Origin of the sequence: Neobacillus driksii, from assembly GCF_013409995.1 — a bacterium.
GTDB lineage: Bacteria > Bacillota > Bacilli > Bacillales > Cytobacillaceae > Neobacillus > Neobacillus driksii.
Genome location: NZ_JACCBX010000010.1, coordinates 212,023 through 229,395, shown reverse-complemented (window position 1 = coordinate 229,395; position 17,373 = coordinate 212,023). Strand labels below are relative to the sequence as shown.

Here is a 17,373-nt window from a genome sequence, read left to right as displayed (position 1 = left end):
CCCCCTTCCTTTGAACAACAGCAGGCTGAGTTTGCTTTAATTCGACAAAACGTATCGCATGATCCTTTATGGTTATGTTTATAGTTTTGTTTCTGCCAAACGTAAAATTGATAGCCTTGTAAAAGACTCCTTATATAAATTGAATATACCATTCAAGAATGTTCTCACCGTAAAAATAGGCTGTAATGGTTCCGAGGGCAATATAGGGGCCAAAAGGCATCGGTTTTCCTTTTTTCACCTTTCCAACCAGCATTCCTAGTAAGCCAAAAACAGCTCCAAAAAATGTCGCTAAAAAGAAGGAAATCAACACAAGTTTAATGCCTAATGCAAGTCCAATTACTGCGTAAAGTTTAATATCTCCGCCGCCAATTCCCCCCTTACTTATGAAGGCAATGGCTAAGAGTAATGTAAATCCAACTGCCGCCCCGGCAAGTGAATCCCACCATGGTGATAGAGGAATGAACCATCTTTCAACTAGAAAAATAAACGTAAACACGATTAATACTTTATCGGGAATGAGCATGTAATGAATATCTGATACAAAGACTATGACCATTAAGGAAATGAGGGTCCAAGCTATAACTAGCTCAGTCGACCAGCCTAAGATGATTGGTGCTAACATAAAAAGAATTCCAGTCATCAACTCGATAATAGGATAGAAGGGCGAAATGGGCGCCTTGCAGCGCCGACATTTCCCCCTCAAGAACAAGTATGATAAAACCGGTATCAAATCTATAGCTGTTAAAGTATGATTACAATTCGGACAATGTGATCGCGGTTTAACAATGGATTGATTTAATGGAACTCGAAGTCCAACAACGTTATAAAATGAGCCTAAACATAAGCCTAAAAAGAGAATATATAAGAGTATAGGTATTTCCACTTATTAGTTAACTCCCTTTAATATTAATTGTGAGTAATTTCTCCACTAGCTTCTTTAAAGTTATTGATATCTGAAATTTCAGCTGCTGTAAATGTTAGAGTATTATTACCAACTTCTACATCTTCGGTTGTTATGGAATATGTTATTTTATTGTCTCCATCCTCGGTAACATCTACAGTGTAAGTATCAATTTTTGAACCATCAACATATGATCCTAATTCATCATCAGTTAATTCTCCACCTTCAGGTACACAGTTTGCTGCAACATAGGTTTTTGCAGAGTTTAAAATTTGAATAGCATCAGCTTTTACAGCATCCGCTCAAAATTTATTTCTGGAGAATTGCTAGTTTCTGCATATGAAATTTGGTGAATATTAATTAAAAAGTAAATAATAGCTAAAATAAAAAAAACAGTCACTTTTGAGACTATATTATACCTATACAAGCGGATTCCCCCTTTCAAAAATTTCTAAATTCCCCGAACCTTTTTGTTACTATCGAACTAGTTTTCTATTAATATTTTTACTAATATTATATCAGAATGCCTACATTAACAAAGTAGAATGTTTTTATATATTGTTGTTTTTTAATTAATAATGTCGAAAAAACCTTTGTAGGCCTCTACAAAGGTTTTTATTTGATATATTCTGCTACTTTATTCCTTCCTGCTCGCTTTGCACCAACATATAGTGCTCGATCTGCATGTCGAACCAATGCTAAAGCATCCTCTGCATCCTCAGGTGCGGTTGCGATTCCAATCGACGCAGTTATCTTAATTTGTTGTTGTGTTAGCTCTAAGGATTGCATCAAAGTAAATGGCCAGTTGGCGATAGATTGCCGAATCATTTCTGCAAGTTGATAGGTTTCTTCTTTATCAACCTCCGGCAGTAAAACAACAAATTCTTCACCGCCATAACGGGCGACGGTACCGCGAGAGCCTACAATGTTTGTTAATCTAGCAGCAAGCTCACATAGGATTTCATTTCCGCTCTGATGTCCATACGTATCATTAACAGCTTTAAAGTGGTCGATATCAAGAATGATTAACGATAAGACCTTTTGTTCAAAATGAAAAATTTTATCGAATTCCTCGGTTAATAATTTTTTAAAGTAACGATAGTTATATAATTTCGTTAAAGCGCAGCGTTCGCTCTGCTTCTTTGTCAATTCATAATGTTTAGCATTTTCCATCGCTACTGCAAAATAGGAACAAAGAATATCCACAATAACCAACTGGAATTTTTCGTAAGCACGCTTGCGCTTTGAAGCTAGCATTACTACACCAATAATCTTTTTATTCCTTTGAATTGGAACAGCTAAGATACTCTCGGCATCACCAGGAATATATCCTATAGAATATCTTTTCCACTGCATGCCTGTAGAGTACAATTGTGCTTTTCCTTTTGACCAAACATGTCCGCTGATTCCTTGATTCTTCTTGATTATAGGTATATTTAAGGGTAATTCTGTATCGCCGCCTTGTATCCGGCGGACTAATTTGAGATCCTCCTCATTGGCAACATCGAAAATATAAGCATAGTCTACAGGCAGCATTTCGCTAAGCTTTTGAATAAACAGGTCGATAACTCCGTCCACTTCTAGCTTTTCTGCCATTTGATGTCCTATTTCAGCAGCCTTTTGTAAGTAGATGTTAATATTCTCACTTGCGTAGTAGAGCTTAAAGATCATTGATAAACTTGCAAATGGAATAGCTACAATCAATAGAGCTAATAGTCCTTGCTGGTTATAAAACATATAAAGTACAAAGCCAAGCGGCAAAGTAATAAATGTGGTAACCGTCTCCACAATGAAATCCTTCCCAAAGTAGGATCCCTTACTTTTATAAATGTAATATAGATAGAATGAAATAATGACCTGATTTAAGAAGTAATTTACTACAGCATATACTGCAGCAAGTGAAAGGGAATGCAGATTATTTACAATAGTAGGAGTTGTTTGCCCGCCAAGTGCATAATAAACGACACCACTGACTAGGGATACCAGAAAAAACATAATTAAATTTAGCGGTATCCTGAAAAGTTGGTCCTTTTGAAGTCGGAGCCTGAGTAATAACACGATTACCGCTGCCTGTGCAAAGACCATTTCAACAAATATTCCGAAAGTTAAAAACGTAGCGAGTGATACCCATTGAATTAAGAAAATAGGTGTATTATTTATGACCATCGGCATAAAAGCAACAACAAATGTTAAAATCAAAAATGCCGCAATATCTAACCATTGGCCTGAAAAGTTAGGAGGATAAGTTTGATAGGTAAACCACAATCCTGCTGGGACAAGCAAGAGCCATACAAGGAATATATTTCGTTTTGTTTTTGCGGTAACTGTCATTCTAACCCCTCCTATCGAAAGTTATTTTGAAATCAAGATAAAACTATTTTACCAAAAATCTTTAAGCCTGTCATAGTGAAATCCTATTGTTTTTCAAAAATTCACTTAAGTATAGTTTAACCTCAGAAATAAAATACAAAGAGCCTGTAATGACAAGGATCTGATTATAACCTAATGAATTAATAATCTCTGATAAATGTGTATCCCAATTGTCTTCCATCACTTTATTCTTGGATTTACTGATAGCAAATAAATCCTTCGCTTGAGCTGCTCGAGGAAAATCGAATGATACAAAGGAAATTTCATCGGCAATAGAATCTAATTGAGCAATCATTTGATCCAGCTTTTTATCTTTTAGAGCTGCAAATACTATATGAATGCTATAGGTAGAATAACGAGTAGATAATTCCTGAACGAGTACCTTTATGCCCTCATCATTATGAGCGCCGTCAATTATGACAAGCGGACGGTCGGAAAGGATTTCAAATCGTCCTGGCCAATATGCTTTCTTTAAGCCTGTCCGAATGGACTCTTCATTTATTGAAAAATCCCCATCTTGGTTGATAGATTGAGCAGCCATTACTGCTAAAGCAGCATTTTCTGTTTGATGCTGGCCAATCATGCTGATTTCCAACTGTTCTAACGTTTGGTCATCGCTTATTAATGTAAACATCTCACCATTAGCTTGTGGACTGTGGGAGGTTATGGTGAAATCCTGATTCAATCGTAATAGTGGTGCATGCTTTTTTTCAGCCCGTTCCTTTATTACCTTTATAGCATCTTCATTTTTTACCGCAGTAAAAGTAGGGATTCTATCTTTAATAATTCCTGCTTTTTCAAATCCAATTTCCCCGTACGTGTGTCCTAGTATATTTGTATGATCCAGACCAATGTTCGTGATGATAGAAGCAATTGGCTGAATAATATTGGTAGAATCAAATCTTCCACCCAAGCCCACTTCATAGATAACAATATCCACTTGATTTACATTGGCAAAATAATAGAAAGACATCGCTGTGATCACTTCAAACTCAGTTGGTCCCCCAAGCTCGGTTTCTTCTAATTCATCCGCTAAGGGACGAATCACATTGGTTAGCTCAAGGATTTCTTCGTCAGAGATTGGTTTTCCATTAACCGAGATTCGCTCATTAAATTGTTCAATATATGGAGAAGTAAAGGTACCTACAGAATAACCAGCTGCTTCGAGAATATTACGTAAAAAAGTTACAGTGGAACCTTTGCCATTTGTACCGCCAATATGAACGGTTTTCATTTTCCGCTCTGGGTGGCCAAGCTTTTCCATCATCCATTCCATCCTGGAAAGTCCTGGTTTAATCCCGAGTCTTAATCTTGCGTGAATCCATTCAAGGGCTTCGCTATAAGTTGTAAACATTCTTGTCACCCCATTTTTTTCTAAAAGAAGACGAATCCTAGTTTAGGACTCGTCTCGTTTACTTTATTATAAACCTTTTAACTCATTTATACGAGCCTCTACTAACGCTCTTTTTTCGCGATAGTCTTTTTCCTTTGCCCGTTCTTCGGTAACAACGCTTTCTGGTGCTTTTTTCATAAAGCCCTCGTTGTTTAATTTCTTTTCAACTCTCTCTACTTCTTTCGTTAACTTGTCGTATTCTTTTTTGAGACGAGCAATTTCTTCGTCAATGTTAATCAAACCTTCTAAAGGAAGATAGATTTCCAAGCCGGTAATTACAGCGGTCATTGCCTTCTCTGGTGTTTCAAGGTTTGTTCCCAATTGTAATTCTTCTGGGTTACAGAATTTTTCAATATAGCTGCGGTTCTTTTCAAGAGCCGCTAATACTGAATCATCCTTTGCTTTTACAAGCATTTTAATCTTCTTGCTCATTGGTGTGTTTACTTCTGAACGGATATTTCGAACGGAACGAATCATTTCCATTAACATCTTCATTTCTTGAGCCGCTTGTTCATCAGAGTATGCCAGATTCACTTCTGGCCACTGAGCAGTTGTGATTGATTCGCCGTTATGCGGCAAGTTCTGCCAGATTTCCTCGGTAATGAACGGCATGAATGGATGTAACAAACGCATCGTCTGATCAAGAACATGTGCAAGGATAGAACGAGTTGTTTTCTTCGCTGCTTCATCTTCACCATATAATGGAAGCTTTGCCATCTCAATATACCAATCGCAGAAATCATCCCAGATGAAGTTGTAAAGGGCACGGCCTGCTTCTCCGAATTCATAACGCTCTGAAAGCTTGGTAACACTTTCAATCGTTTCATTTAATTGCGTTAGAATCCATTTATCTGCAACGGATTTTTCACCGCTAAAATCAATTTCCTCATATGTCATGCCATCCATATTCATCAATGCAAAACGAGAGGCATTCCAAATCTTATTGGCGAAGTTCCAAGTAGATTCAACTTTTTCAAAGCTAAAACGTAAATCCTGACCTGGAGAGCTTCCGGTTGAAAGGAAGTAGCGTAAGGAATCCGCACCGTATTTTGCAATAACATCCATTGGGTCCACACCATTACCAAGAGACTTACTCATTTTGCGACCTTGTTCATCTCGAACTAAGCCGTGAATCAGAACATCTTTAAATGGTCGTTCACCTGTAAATTCAAGGCTTTGGAAAATCATCCTTGATACCCAGAAGAAAATAATATCATAACCAGTTACGAGAACATCGGTTGGGAAGAAACGCTTAAAGTCCTCTGCTTCAACATTTGGCCAGCCCATTGTAGAGAAAGGCCATAATGCAGAACTAAACCACGTATCCAATACGTCCTTATCCTGCTCCCAATTTTCACTATCTGCAGGAGCCTCATGGCCAACGTAAACCTCGCCTGTTTCCTTATGGTACCATGCAGGAATGCGATGACCCCACCAAAGCTGTCTTGAGATACACCAGTCGCGGATATTTTCCATCCAGTGAAGGTACGTTTTTTCAAAACGATCCGGAACGAAGTTAACTTTGTTATCTTTGTTTTGAAGAGCGATTGCCTCATCGGCAAGCGGCTGCATTTTAACGAACCATTGTGTTGAAAGGTAAGGCTCAACTACTGCCCCGCTGCGTTCGGAATGACCTACTGAGTGCAAATGCTCTTCAATTTTGAAGAGAACACCTTGTTCTTGAAGGTCTTTAACAATTTGCTTGCGGCATTCAAAACGGTCCATCCCTTTGTATTTTCCAGCTCTGTCATTCATTGTGCCGTCTTCGTTCATCACAAGAACACGCTCAAGATTATGACGGTTACCGATTTCAAAATCGTTCGGGTCATGTGCTGGTGTAATTTTAACAGCCCCGGAACCGAATTCCATATCTACATAGTCATCACCAACAATTTTGATTTCACGGCCAACGATTGGGAGAATAACGGTTTTACCGATTAAGTGTTTGTAACGCTCATCTTCTGGATGAACCGCAACGGCTGTATCACCTAACATGGTCTCTGGACGAGTTGTTGCTACTTCAATATGTCCTGAACCATCTGTTAACGGGTATTTCAAATGATAGAAAGCACCTTGAACATCCTTGTAAATAACCTCGATGTCCGATAATGCTGTCTTTGTGGAAGGGTCCCAGTTGATAATGTATTCGCCGCGATAAATAAGACCTTTGTTATAGAGAGTCACAAAGACTTCACGAACGGCAGCTGATAAGCCCTCATCTAATGTAAAACGTTCACGGCTGTAATCTAATCCTAAACCTAGCTTTGCCCATTGCTGACGGATATGAGAAGCGTATTCTTCCTTCCACTTCCATGTTTCCTCAACGAACTTTTCACGTCCTAAATCATAACGGTTTTTGCCTTCGCCACGAAGTTTTTCTTCAACCTTAGCCTGCGTCGCAATACCGGCATGGTCCATTCCCGGAAGCCAGAGAACATCATACCCCTGCATCCGCTTCATGCGTGTAACAATATCTTGTAGAGTTGTATCCCAGGCATGCCCCAGGTGCAACTTTCCAGTAACGTTTGGCGGTGGGATTACAATTGTATAAGGCAGCTTCCCCTCATCATTTTGAGCTTCAAAAAACTTTCCTTTCACCCACCAATCATAACGTCCCTGCTCAATCGACTGTGGATCATACTTTGTTGGCATGGTAATTTCCTTTGTTTCCATTTGACCATCTCCTTCATTTCTCTTTCTATCCAGAAAAACTAGACAAACAAAAAACCCCATTCGTCAATAAAAGGACGAATGGAGTTTGCTTCGCGGTACCACCTTTTTTCCAACCCTAAACAAATGGATTGGCGCTTAAATAAATAACGGATTTGATCCGTCTTCAACTAATGGGATGTATACATCCGTTCGCAGAAGAAGCTCGAGGGCGACCTTCCGATTGTCTGCTTAGGAATCCTTTCAGCTACTGGTTCCCTCTCTTTAAGCAGGTGTACATCGTACTCTTCCCTGTCTATGCTTGTGTGTTTTTAATTATATTGTTTATACTACCCAAAAAGTGTTCTAGTCGTCAATAATCATAGCCAATTTTTTTATATTATATACCATTTTGTAAAAAACGTTAAGAAATTAGGAGAATTCACTATGTAGGAAGAATATACATAAAAGAAATGCCATTTGTGGAGAGGAAGTAAAACATGAAGCGAAGGAAATTTATCACCAAATACTCCTACACTCCCTGGTATCGAACCACTAGGAGAGTATGCGAGCAGTTGATTTTGCCGTTTACGATTTTTCAATTAATACGAACGATTTTTATTCCCACTGTGTTTGATGTCCTTTTGTTAGCGGTGTTTATTGCAATCGCAATATCTATATATTTTGAAGTTGTTTAAGAGCCCAATTAGCATGATTACTGCTGCTGGGCTCCTTCTTTTGCCTTCTTTTCTTGCTCATCGATTTCAGTCATTCTCATCACAACATATTCGGAATTCTTCAAATGCCAATATTTCCGTTGCAGCATTCGGACAAACTTCAACTCATTTTTTGGCTGTTCTTTTTTATAATATCTTTCGACTACCTGGATGATCGGAATAGGATAAGCTAAATAGCTAAAGAATAACAATTTTTCATCTGCCTTAAAGGGAAAATATTTATAGTAATGGTAAACCCATTCAACTGCTTCATCATTTCTTTGTGGCTGGGTATTAAAGGAACGTGAAAAGTATGGCAGTAGATCATGAATCGGTGAGCCATAGCGTGCATTTTCAAAGTTAATGAAATAGCCGTACCCTTTTTCGTCGTAAAGAAAATGCTCGGATGATATTTTTCCATGTGTAATCACCATTCGTGCTTTTTCTGTTTCCTTTGTTTTTTCATACCATTCTTCGAATTTGGTTTTAGAAAAGCGAAGTGCCTGACTTATTTCGTTATAGTACAAGCAAAACACCAATTCAAATGGGGACATATACGTCCTTTTTTCACATTCATCGATAAAGCCGTCCAGAAATTCCTGATTCTTATCGAGCACCTCAATCGTTTTTTCGTAATGCTCTGTCCGCTCCTCTTTATTTACCTTAATTTCCTTAGCAGTGATGGTGTGCATCCTTGCCACCTCACGAAATAGCTGCTGGTGTTTCTGTGTCCGATCTTCCTTTACTTCATTCGACATCCATGGCATTAAGTAATATAAGGCTTTATCATGGAGAACGGCATACCTTCCGTCCATCGTCGGATAGATAGGGACAATTCGATTGTAGCCCTTTTGGTAAAGAAGATGAACATGGCGTATAAAGTCTGTGCCAATTGTCGGGTCCATTTTCTTTAATGCAAAAGTCCCTTTATTGGAATAGATTTTTTTAATATTGCCGTGTTCCTCAACAAAATAAGGTTTTACTTGGTAGTTATTTAATATAGGTATCAGTGAATCCACCTGAAATGTGTCGCGCATCGACATTCATCTGCCTTTCAGCTAGAGCAAAATCCTTAAAAAGATGGGAGCAGGTTAATAACCCGCTCACCATGTATTTGTTGATTACTTTTTTGCTAATGCGACAGGTACATATAATACTTGACCCTCAAATACATCTTGATTGAGTTCAAGATTATTGTAACGCAGCAGATTCGGGACTGATACCGCATAACGGTCGGCAAGACTATCCAGCGTGTCGCCCTTTTGGACAATGCAAACTTTTAATCTAGCTTGATCGGAGCTATCTTCTTTGCGAGCAAAGAACTCCGTTAATGTCATTGTTTTCTTCTTAGATGGTTTCTTTTTGGCTTGTTTTGGCGGTGCCTCCGGAGAAGAAGAACTCTCCTCTAGAACTGGTTCTTTTGCTTCTACAGGCTCTTGTGCCTCCTCTTCTGCAATTGGCTGTGCCGGAGCTTCCTCTACGATTTCTTCTATCTCTTGGACGGGCTCACTAGCCTCACTTCTTGAATGTTCAAAAACAACAGGCTGTTTTGGCTGTTGGGGTTCTTCCTCTTCTTCAGGCTCTTGGTACGAAAAAGTTGGGAATTTCGGGAAAACTTCAACCTTTTCCTCCTCAGGCAGTTTTCTTGCTTCCGCTTCAAACAAGAAAGTATCCTCAAATTGATTCTCTTCCTGTTCTGCTTCTTCTTGTTCTTCTGCACATGGTACTTCTACTTGATAACGATGGAGTACTTCATACTCCTCTCGTTCCTCAACCTCTTCTTGTTGAGTCGAATCATACAAGCCGCTGATGGTTAATTCCGCGGACAGTTTCAGACAACTGCGTTCCGGAATCGAATAATCAAATGACTCCACAATGACATCGATATCATAGATGCTTTGAATCCGATTGTTTGGAATGGTAATATCGACAGGAAAACGGTGTGAAAATTCACAAATGCCTTCCTCTTGAGGATCCACTCTTTCTACATACTTTTGAATAGGTACATTTTCTTCCTCTTCTACTGTACTTTCAGCGTCATTTCTATATTCGCCAGTTAACTCCAGCGAACCACGTATAGTTACGTATTGATCATTTTCCTGGATGGTAATATCCGGGTCTAGAGAAATCGACACAAGTTCAGCCACTTCCTGTCCTTTTCTAAACCACAATGACTCCTCCAAGGAAAATCGCAGGCACGATTGATTCTCCTGAGACAAAGCGACTCCTCCTTTCGTTTCCTTTTAAGCAAAATCACTATGTCACTTACACTCTATGATCGAATGCTTTTATTTATGATAAAAAAGCCCTCTTATGTAAAAAGTTTAAAAACAAAAACACTCACCTGCTAGGAGGTGAGTGCTAAAAAGTATTACTTTAGTTTTGAAAAAGCGATTTCTACTGCTTTGATTGTCTTTTCAATATCCTCGTCGGTATGTTCTGTAGACAAGAATAGTCCTTCGAATTGAGATGGCGGCAGGAATACCCCTTGTTCTGCCATTTCACGATAGTAAGCAGCAAAATAATCTAAGTTAGACGTTTTTGCTGTTTCATAATTGATGACAGGTTCTTTGGTGAAGAAGAAACCGATCATCGAACCAGCACGGTTAAAGGTAACAGGAATATCATACTTTTCGGCAGCTGCGGTAATTCCTTTTTCGAGTAAGTCACCTAAGCGCTTGAACTCTTCGTAATGCTCTGGTGTTAATTGACTTAATGTTTCATAACCAGCAGTCATCGCAAGAGGATTCCCTGAAAGTGTTCCTGCTTGATAGATTGGTCCTGCAGGAGCGATTTGTCGCATGATCTCAGCTTTACCGCCGTAAGCGCCAACTGGAAGACCACCGCCAATTACTTTTCCAAGACAAGTAATATCAGGAGTGATATTGAAATAGCCTTGCGCACAGTTGTAGCCGACACGGAAGCCAGTCATCACTTCATCAAAAATCAACAATGCACCGTTTTCGGAAGTAATCTCTCGAAGACCTTCTAAGAATCCTGGTAGCGGCGGGACAAGACCCATATTCCCTGCAACTGGTTCAACGATAATACAAGCAATATCATCACCGAATTGCTCGAACGCATATTTAACGCCTTCAAGGTCATTGTATGCCACTGTAATCGTGTTTTTAGCGACTCCTTCAGGTACACCTGGACTGTCTGGTAATCCGAGTGTAGCAACGCCAGAACCAGCTTTAATCAAGAGAGAATCACCATGTCCATGGTAACAGCCTTCAAATTTCAAAATCTTGTTGCGGCCAGTGTAGCCGCGTGCTAAGCGAAGCGCACTCATCGTTGCTTCTGTTCCGGATGAAACCATCCTTACCACTTCAATCGAAGGTACTCGTTCAATCACAAGCTTAGCCAGTTCATTTTCCATTAATGTCGGTGCACCATAGCTCGTACCAAGCTCAGCCACCTTTTTAATTCCTTCAACCACTCTGTCATTTGTATGGCCAAGGATTAACGGTCCCCATGATAATACGTAATCGATATATTCATTGCCATCGATATCATAGATTTTTGAACCTTTTCCTCTTTCCATGAAAATCGGATCCATATTAACAGATTTAAACGCACGTACCGGGCTGTTAACGCCGCCTGGCATTAAGTTTTGAGCTTCTTTAAATGCTTCTACTGATTTTGTATATGAGCGCATTTTTGAATTCCTCTTTTCGAGTTGTTATTAGTGATCTTCTTTTAACCAGCGGCATGCATCTTTAGCTGCATATGTAATAATAAGGTCTGCACCTGCACGTTTGAAGGCGATTAACATTTCCATTACGGTTTGTCTCTCGTCAATCCAGCCGTTTGCAGCCGCAGCTTTGATCATCGAATATTCACCGCTGACGTTATAAGCCACAACAGGAAGATTAAAGTTATTTTTAACATCACGAACAATATCAAGGTAAGGCATTCCCGGTTTCACAATTAGGAAATCTGCACCTTCAGCCACATCGGATTCTGCCTCCCTGAATGCTTCCATTCTGTTTGCAGGGTCCATTTGATACGTTTTACGATCGCCGAACTGCGGAGCGCCTTCAGCTGCTTCACGGAATGGACCGTAAAAAGCAGAAGCATATTTAACTGCATAAGACATGATCGGGATATCTTTAAATCCTGCTTCATCCAAACCAGCACGAATTGCTGCCACAAAGCCATCCATCATATTCGATGGAGCAATAATATCCGCACCTGCTTCAGCTTGAGCAATAGCTGTTTTTACAAGCAATTCTAAAGATTCGTCGTTTAAAATTTTATCGCCTTCAACCATTCCACAATGTCCATGGCTCGTATATTCGCACAAGCAAGTATCCGCCACAATAATTATTTCTGGATAATGTTCCTTAATCCATCGGGTGGCAACTTGGATAATGCCATGGTCATGAAATGCTTGTGTACCGCACTCATCTTTTGTAGTCGGAATTCCAAATAATAAAACGGACTTAATGCCGTGAGCAACGATATCATCCATTTCAGCTTTTAGGTTATCCATTGATACTTGGAATACACCAGGCATAGAAGATACTTCTCTGCGAATGTTTTCACCTTCATAGATGAATAACGGATAGATAAAGTCGTCTGGTGTTAAGTGGTTTTCTCTTACGAGTGCACGCATACTAGCACTCGTACGTAATCGGCGATGACGTGAAAATTGAAGTTCCATTTATTTTTACCCCCAAGTTTTATTTTAAAATATCATTTTTCTAAAAACTGAATGGTGCCTTTAATCATATCTTTAACTGTATACTCCTCTGGAGACACGTGAACGGGCAGTCCATAGGCGAGTAATCTCTTCTCTGTAACTGGTCCGATACAGCTAATCACACATCTATGAATATGACTCTCGAGGTTATACTCCTTCACGACACCCATAAAGTGATTAACAGTCGAAGGACTCGTAAACATTAAGATATCAAGTTCATCATTAGAAAGCATGTTAGCTAGTTTCTTACGACTCTCATTTGGCATGTAAGTCTCGTATATAACAATTTCATCGACATGTACACCATGGTTACTAAGCGAAGCAGAGATATATTCCCGTGCTAGATTTCCCTTTGGGATTAGCACTTTTGAACCACTCGGTACTATAGGCAGGAATTCTTCCGTAAACACCTCGGTCACATAGGCAGTTGGTACAAACTCTGCTTTGTATCCTCTTTCCTGCAGTACCTCTTCCGTTTTCCTGCCTATCACAGCAATTTTCGGAAATGATTTTTGATCTGCATTTTTGTAAAAAGAAAAGAACGTTTCCACAGTGACATTGCTAGTAAAAACAATCCAGTCATATGTATTAATCTCATTCATAGCAGTTTGCAGCTGCGCTGTGAGTTCAATTGGCCGAAATGCAATAAGAGGGATTTCAATTGAAATCCCTCCATACTTTTCGACAAGTTGTGAAAAGGATTTTGCCTGACCTGCTCCACGAGGGACCAGGACCTTTTTGTCTTTCAACCCTAACGGTTTTAGCATTGACCCTCGAGCTCCCGTTTAACCTTCTCAATCAGATCTTTAGCTCCTCTTTCAATTAATAGGTCTGCAGCTTTAATACCAAGCTCTTCTGGGTTAGTGCCCCTTAATTCTTCCTTAAAGATTTCTTGACCTTCAGGAGAAGCAACTAAAACAGTAAGAACGATTTCATCATTATCCGCTACATAGGCAAAGCCAGCAATCGGCACCTGGCAGCCGCCTTCCATTTTTTGAAGGAAAGCACGTTCTGCGCGAACCGCTCTTTCTGTTTTTTTACAAGTGAATTTTTCAAAAAGTTCAAGAAGCTCCTTATCATCTTCACGGCATTCGATGGATAATGCACCTTGCCCAACCGCTGGAACACAAATATCTGCATCGATAAATTCCGTAATGGTTTCTTTTGCCCAGCCAAGACGGGAAAGTCCTGCTGCAGCTAGGATAATAGCGTCATATTCTTCATCTTGGAGCTTTTGTAATCTTGTATCAACATTTCCACGGATCCATTTAATTTCTAAATCTGGGCGCTGGGCTAAAATCTGCGCACTGCGGCGAAGACTGCTCGTGCCAATAATCGCTCCTGGCTTCAAGTCTTTTAGCGTAATATGATCCCTTGAAATCAATGCATCACGATGGTCCTCACGGAAAGGTATGCAGCCGATTGTTAAACCCTCAGGCAGAACAGCTGGCATGTCTTTCATACTATGAACAGCCATATCAATTTCTTTATCCATCATGGCCTGTTCGATTTCCTTAACAAACAACCCTTTACCGCCTACTTTTGAAAGCGTAACATCAAGGATTTTATCCCCTTTAGTAACAATTTCTTTTACTTCAAATTCAAAGTTGCCGCCTAGCTTTTTCAGCTGTTCTATCACCCAGTTTGTTTGAGTAAGAGCCAATTTGCTGCGTCTAGAACCTACGATTATTTTTCTCATGACTGCCTCCTATGAGTACCAAAAGTGAAATGATGATAATTGACCAAATAGAAAAAAGTTAATTAATACAATTAAAAATGAACCGACATTCCAAAAGGCTAATTGTCTGCCTGACATATTTTTAACGATACGCAGATACAAGTAGATACTGTATCCGGCTAATAGAATAAAGGAACCAATAATTTTCATATCGTACCATGGCATCCCTGGAACCTTTAAAAAGGCCCATTGTAAACCCAAGATCAGACTTAATAACAGCATAGGAACCCCAATGACTACTAATATATAAGAGGAACGTTCCAGCTTACTTAAATCTGCTATTCTCAAAAGCCTTGTCCCCCATTTTTTCCTTTTCAATAAATCATATTGAATCAGATAGAGAAGTGACAGCACAAAAGACACAGAGAAGGCACCATAAGATAGAATGGCCATTGTGATATGTATAAGCAAAAGTTCTGACATTAGCTGATTACTTATGACATGTGAATCATGGTTAATCGGAGCAAATGTATGAATCGCGATGACAATAAAACCTAGTATATTTGTAAAAAAAACGATGAAATCGACCTTTAGAAGACGGTTAATTCCAAGCGATAAAGTTACCAAAACCCAAGCATAAAAATAAAGACCTTCAAAGATTGTTAATGCAGGAAATCTTCCTGTTTTTATCATATAGGAAGTAAGAAAGCCGGTTTGTAAAACCCATACAAACGCAAGTAACCAGAAGGCGATACGGTTTGCCTTCCGGTTATGGTGAATGAAATCGAAAAAATATAACAACACACTGAAGGCATATAGGACTACTGTCAATTCGTGCAGCCGCGTCATATGGAAGTCAAACATATTCAGTACCTCTTATGACTGAAAGGAAGCCTGCGGTACATGAACCACTGCATTATTCGTTTCGGCTGCTTTCGTTTGTTTTTCTACAAGCTCTTCAATATTAAATATTTTCATAAATAAATCCAATGCCTCTTCAGCATCTGGACGAGCAGCCAATTCTTTTGCTTGTAAGATAGGGTCTTTTAACAGCTGGTTGATAATGCTCTTTGTATGTTTATTTAGAACCTTTCTATCTCTGTCCGATAAATGAGGGAGCTTGCGCTCAATACTGGTCATCGTTTCGGATTGAATAGCAGCTGCCTTATCTCTTAGAGCAGATATAACAGGAACTACTCCCAGCAATCCGAGCCATTGCTTGAAATCAACAATTTCCTTTTCAATCATCAACATGATAACCTGAGCTGCTTTCTTGCGCTCCTGAAGGTTGGCCTCAACAATTCCTTCTAAATCATCAATATCATACAAAAAGACACTTTCAAGCTCTGCGATTCTTGGATCTAAGTCACGTGGAACAGCAATATCAACCATAAATAATGGCTTGCCCTTACGCTTTTTCTCTACTTTTTCCATCATAGCTTTTGTAATGACAAAATCCTTTGCTCCTGTTGAGCTGATCAGGATATCTGCGTCAATCAAGGAATTTTGGAGTTCATCAACCGTTTTGGCCTCACCAGAGAAACGGTTAGCCAGAACCTTAGCCTTATCAAACGTACGATTGATAACCGTAACTTTTCTTACACCATTGCCATGCAGGTTTTGCGCCGCAAGCTCACCCATTTTACCAGCACCAAAAATGAGAACATGCTTATTCTCAAGTGATCCGAAAATTTTCTTCGCTAGTTCAACTGCAGCATAACTAACTGAGACCGCATTGGCACCAATATCTGTTTCAGCATGTCCGCGCTTCGCAAGTGTAATCGCCTGCTTAAATAGCTGGTTAAAGACCGTACCTGTCGTTCCAAGTTCTTGAGCTAACATAAAGCTCGTACGAACCTGCCCTAATATTTGTGTTTCCCCTAAAACCATGGAATGAAGGCCGCATGCTACCTTGAATAAATGCTCAATAGCCCCGTCCTCTTCGTAAACAAATAGAAAAGGTGAAAACTCAGATTGCTCAATTCTGAACCATTCAGATAAAAATTCTTTAATATAATAGCGTCCAGTATGCAGCTGATCGACAACCGCATATATCTCTGTACGATTACATGTAGAGACAATGATATTTTCAAGGATGCTTTTTTTGGTATTTAATTTTTTTATTGCATCCCCAAGCTCGGCTTCATTAAATGTTAACCGCTCACGGATTTCCACAGGGGCAGTTTTATAGTTTAGACCGATCACTACAATATGCATTTTTGAAGTACACCCCCAATAAGTAATACAAAAACTACTAATACATTATTAACTAGTCTGATTATAACACGGGTTTTTTTAACTTTTACCCGGTAATTGTGAACAGAATAAGAAAGAATATGTTACTATAGATAGGAAAAAAAAGTTCGGTAATTAATAAATTATATCATCCTTATGTACAGTACCAAAAAAATAGACTAGATTCAAGTAAACCTTTCTGGAAGTGGTGTTAAAATGAAGAACCAGCGTGTTTTCCCTGGAATTATTCTCATAGGCTTTGGAGCCTTTCTATTCTTACAGCAATCGGGATTTACAGTTTTACAGACATTTTATTCGTGGCCGACACTTCTTATTATTATCGGCGTTGCCTTTTTAGGGCAGGGATACTCTGCAAATGACCATGAAGCCATCTTACCAGGTGTCATCATCGCAGGTTTTGGCCTTCATTACCATATGGCCGGCAAAATCTTAATTTGGCCGAACAACACGATTGGCATGCTTGTATTATTTATATCCATCGGCTACTTTCTACGTTTTCAAAAAACGAATAATGGTTTGTTTCAAGCGTTTCTCTTTTTAGTATTGGCATTATTGCTATTATTTTACGACAAAGTTGCAGAATATTTTGGGTTACTGCAAAATGGCCTGAGTTTTGTTTGGAAGTTTTGGCCTGCGGTCATCATTCTAGTCGGAATCTACTTTCTTTTTAAAAAGAAAAAATAAACGTCAGGCCAAAGGTGCCTG

General features: G+C 39.3%; 15 protein-coding genes and 1 other annotated feature. Of the genes, 2 read left to right on the top strand and 13 right to left on the bottom strand.

The window, feature by feature from the left end; translation table 11 throughout:
* Positions 1-130: 130 nt before the first annotated feature.
* The 5 genes from F4694_RS22260 to F4694_RS22240 form a co-directional block, all read right to left on the bottom strand.
* The gene (locus F4694_RS22260) at positions 131-871 is read right to left on the bottom strand and encodes a prepilin peptidase (RefSeq protein WP_179602061.1); all 741 of its coding nucleotides are present in this window, start codon (positions 869-871) and stop codon (positions 131-133) included.
* Between the two features lie 35 nt (positions 872-906).
* Positions 907-1,173: a pilin gene (locus F4694_RS33005; RefSeq protein WP_374757442.1), complete on the bottom strand. Its 267-nt coding sequence runs from the start codon at positions 1,171-1,173 to the stop codon at positions 907-909.
* A 343-nt stretch (positions 1,174-1,516) separates the two neighbouring features.
* A complete protein-coding gene (locus F4694_RS22250) occupies positions 1,517-3,232 on the bottom strand; it encodes a sensor domain-containing diguanylate cyclase (RefSeq protein ID WP_179601996.1) in 1,716 nt (571 codons plus the stop codon).
* Positions 3,233-3,302: 70 nt separating this feature from the next.
* The gene (locus F4694_RS22245; protein ID WP_179601994.1) at positions 3,303-4,625 is read right to left on the bottom strand and encodes a bifunctional folylpolyglutamate synthase/dihydrofolate synthase; all 1,323 of its coding nucleotides are present in this window, start codon (positions 4,623-4,625) and stop codon (positions 3,303-3,305) included.
* Positions 4,626-4,691: 66 nt separating this feature from the next.
* A complete protein-coding gene (locus F4694_RS22240) occupies positions 4,692-7,337 on the bottom strand; it encodes a valine--tRNA ligase (RefSeq protein ID WP_179601992.1) in 2,646 nt (881 codons plus the stop codon).
* 67 nt (positions 7,338-7,404) lie between these two features.
* Positions 7,405-7,641 (bottom strand) — a binding site (T-box leader).
* 172 nt (positions 7,642-7,813) lie between these two features.
* Between F4694_RS22240 and F4694_RS22235 the strand changes: the two genes are divergently transcribed.
* The gene (locus F4694_RS22235; protein ID WP_179601990.1) at positions 7,814-8,011 is read left to right on the top strand and encodes a hypothetical protein; all 198 of its coding nucleotides are present in this window, start codon (positions 7,814-7,816) and stop codon (positions 8,009-8,011) included.
* Positions 8,012-8,028: 17 nt separating this feature from the next.
* Here the strand turns inward: F4694_RS22235 and ysxE are convergent, their stop codons facing one another.
* From ysxE to hemA, 8 genes are all read right to left on the bottom strand, one after another.
* Entirely contained in the window at positions 8,029-9,066 is a 1,038-nt protein-coding gene (gene ysxE / locus F4694_RS22230; protein WP_179601988.1) for a spore coat protein YsxE, read from the bottom strand.
* An 84-nt stretch (positions 9,067-9,150) separates the two neighbouring features.
* On the bottom strand, positions 9,151-10,248 hold the full coding sequence (gene spoVID / locus F4694_RS22225) for a stage VI sporulation protein D (RefSeq protein ID WP_179601986.1): 1,098 nt from the start codon (positions 10,246-10,248) through the stop codon (positions 9,151-9,153).
* Positions 10,249-10,400: 152 nt separating this feature from the next.
* Positions 10,401-11,687 carry a glutamate-1-semialdehyde 2,1-aminomutase gene (gene hemL / locus F4694_RS22220; protein ID WP_179601984.1) on the bottom strand — a complete coding sequence of 429 codons (1,287 nt, stop codon included), beginning with the start codon at positions 11,685-11,687 and terminating at the stop codon, positions 10,401-10,403.
* A gap of 27 nt (positions 11,688-11,714) precedes the next feature.
* On the bottom strand, positions 11,715-12,695 hold the full coding sequence (hemB, locus tag F4694_RS22215) for a porphobilinogen synthase (protein ID WP_179601982.1): 981 nt from the start codon (positions 12,693-12,695) through the stop codon (positions 11,715-11,717).
* Between the two features lie 32 nt (positions 12,696-12,727).
* On the bottom strand, positions 12,728-13,501 hold the full coding sequence (locus F4694_RS22210; RefSeq protein ID WP_179601981.1) for a uroporphyrinogen-III synthase: 774 nt from the start codon (positions 13,499-13,501) through the stop codon (positions 12,728-12,730).
* A complete protein-coding gene (hemC, locus tag F4694_RS22205) occupies positions 13,495-14,433 on the bottom strand; it encodes a hydroxymethylbilane synthase (protein WP_179601979.1) in 939 nt (312 codons plus the stop codon). The genes F4694_RS22210 and hemC overlap by 7 nt, the downstream gene beginning before the upstream one ends.
* Before the next feature lie 9 nt (positions 14,434-14,442).
* Entirely contained in the window at positions 14,443-15,276 is an 834-nt protein-coding gene (locus F4694_RS22200) for a cytochrome C assembly family protein (RefSeq protein ID WP_179601977.1), read from the bottom strand.
* 12 nt (positions 15,277-15,288) lie between these two features.
* Entirely contained in the window at positions 15,289-16,629 is a 1,341-nt protein-coding gene (gene hemA / locus F4694_RS22195) for a glutamyl-tRNA reductase (RefSeq protein WP_179601975.1), read from the bottom strand.
* A 234-nt stretch (positions 16,630-16,863) separates the two neighbouring features.
* Here hemA and F4694_RS22190 point away from each other — a divergent pair, with 234 nt between their 5' ends.
* Positions 16,864-17,352: a LiaI-LiaF-like domain-containing protein gene (locus tag F4694_RS22190; RefSeq protein ID WP_179601973.1), complete on the top strand. Its 489-nt coding sequence runs from the start codon at positions 16,864-16,866 to the stop codon at positions 17,350-17,352.
* Positions 17,353-17,373: the final 21 nt, after the last annotated feature.

Coding starts and splice junctions, on each gene's coding strand:
- F4694_RS22240 (WP_179601992.1), bottom strand. CDS start 7,337: ATGGAAACAAAGGAAATTACCATGCCAACAAAGTATGATCCACAGTCG.
- hemA (WP_179601975.1), bottom strand. CDS start 16,629: ATGCATATTGTAGTGATCGGTCTAAACTATAAAACTGCCCCTGTGGAA.
- F4694_RS22250 (WP_179601996.1), bottom strand. CDS start 3,232: ATGACAGTTACCGCAAAAACAAAACGAAATATATTCCTTGTATGGCTC.
- ysxE (WP_179601988.1), bottom strand. CDS start 9,066: ATGCGCGACACATTTCAGGTGGATTCACTGATACCTATATTAAATAAC.
- F4694_RS22190 (WP_179601973.1), top strand. CDS start 16,864: ATGAAGAACCAGCGTGTTTTCCCTGGAATTATTCTCATAGGCTTTGGA.
- F4694_RS22235 (WP_179601990.1), top strand. CDS start 7,814: ATGAAGCGAAGGAAATTTATCACCAAATACTCCTACACTCCCTGGTAT.
- F4694_RS22200 (WP_179601977.1), bottom strand. CDS start 15,276: ATGTTTGACTTCCATATGACGCGGCTGCACGAATTGACAGTAGTCCTA.
- F4694_RS22245 (WP_179601994.1), bottom strand. CDS start 4,625: ATGTTTACAACTTATAGCGAAGCCCTTGAATGGATTCACGCAAGATTA.
- hemC (WP_179601979.1), bottom strand. CDS start 14,433: ATGAGAAAAATAATCGTAGGTTCTAGACGCAGCAAATTGGCTCTTACT.
- hemB (WP_179601982.1), bottom strand. CDS start 12,695: ATGGAACTTCAATTTTCACGTCATCGCCGATTACGTACGAGTGCTAGT.
- F4694_RS22210 (WP_179601981.1), bottom strand. CDS start 13,501: ATGCTAAAACCGTTAGGGTTGAAAGACAAAAAGGTCCTGGTCCCTCGT.
- hemL (WP_179601984.1), bottom strand. CDS start 11,687: ATGCGCTCATATACAAAATCAGTAGAAGCATTTAAAGAAGCTCAAAAC.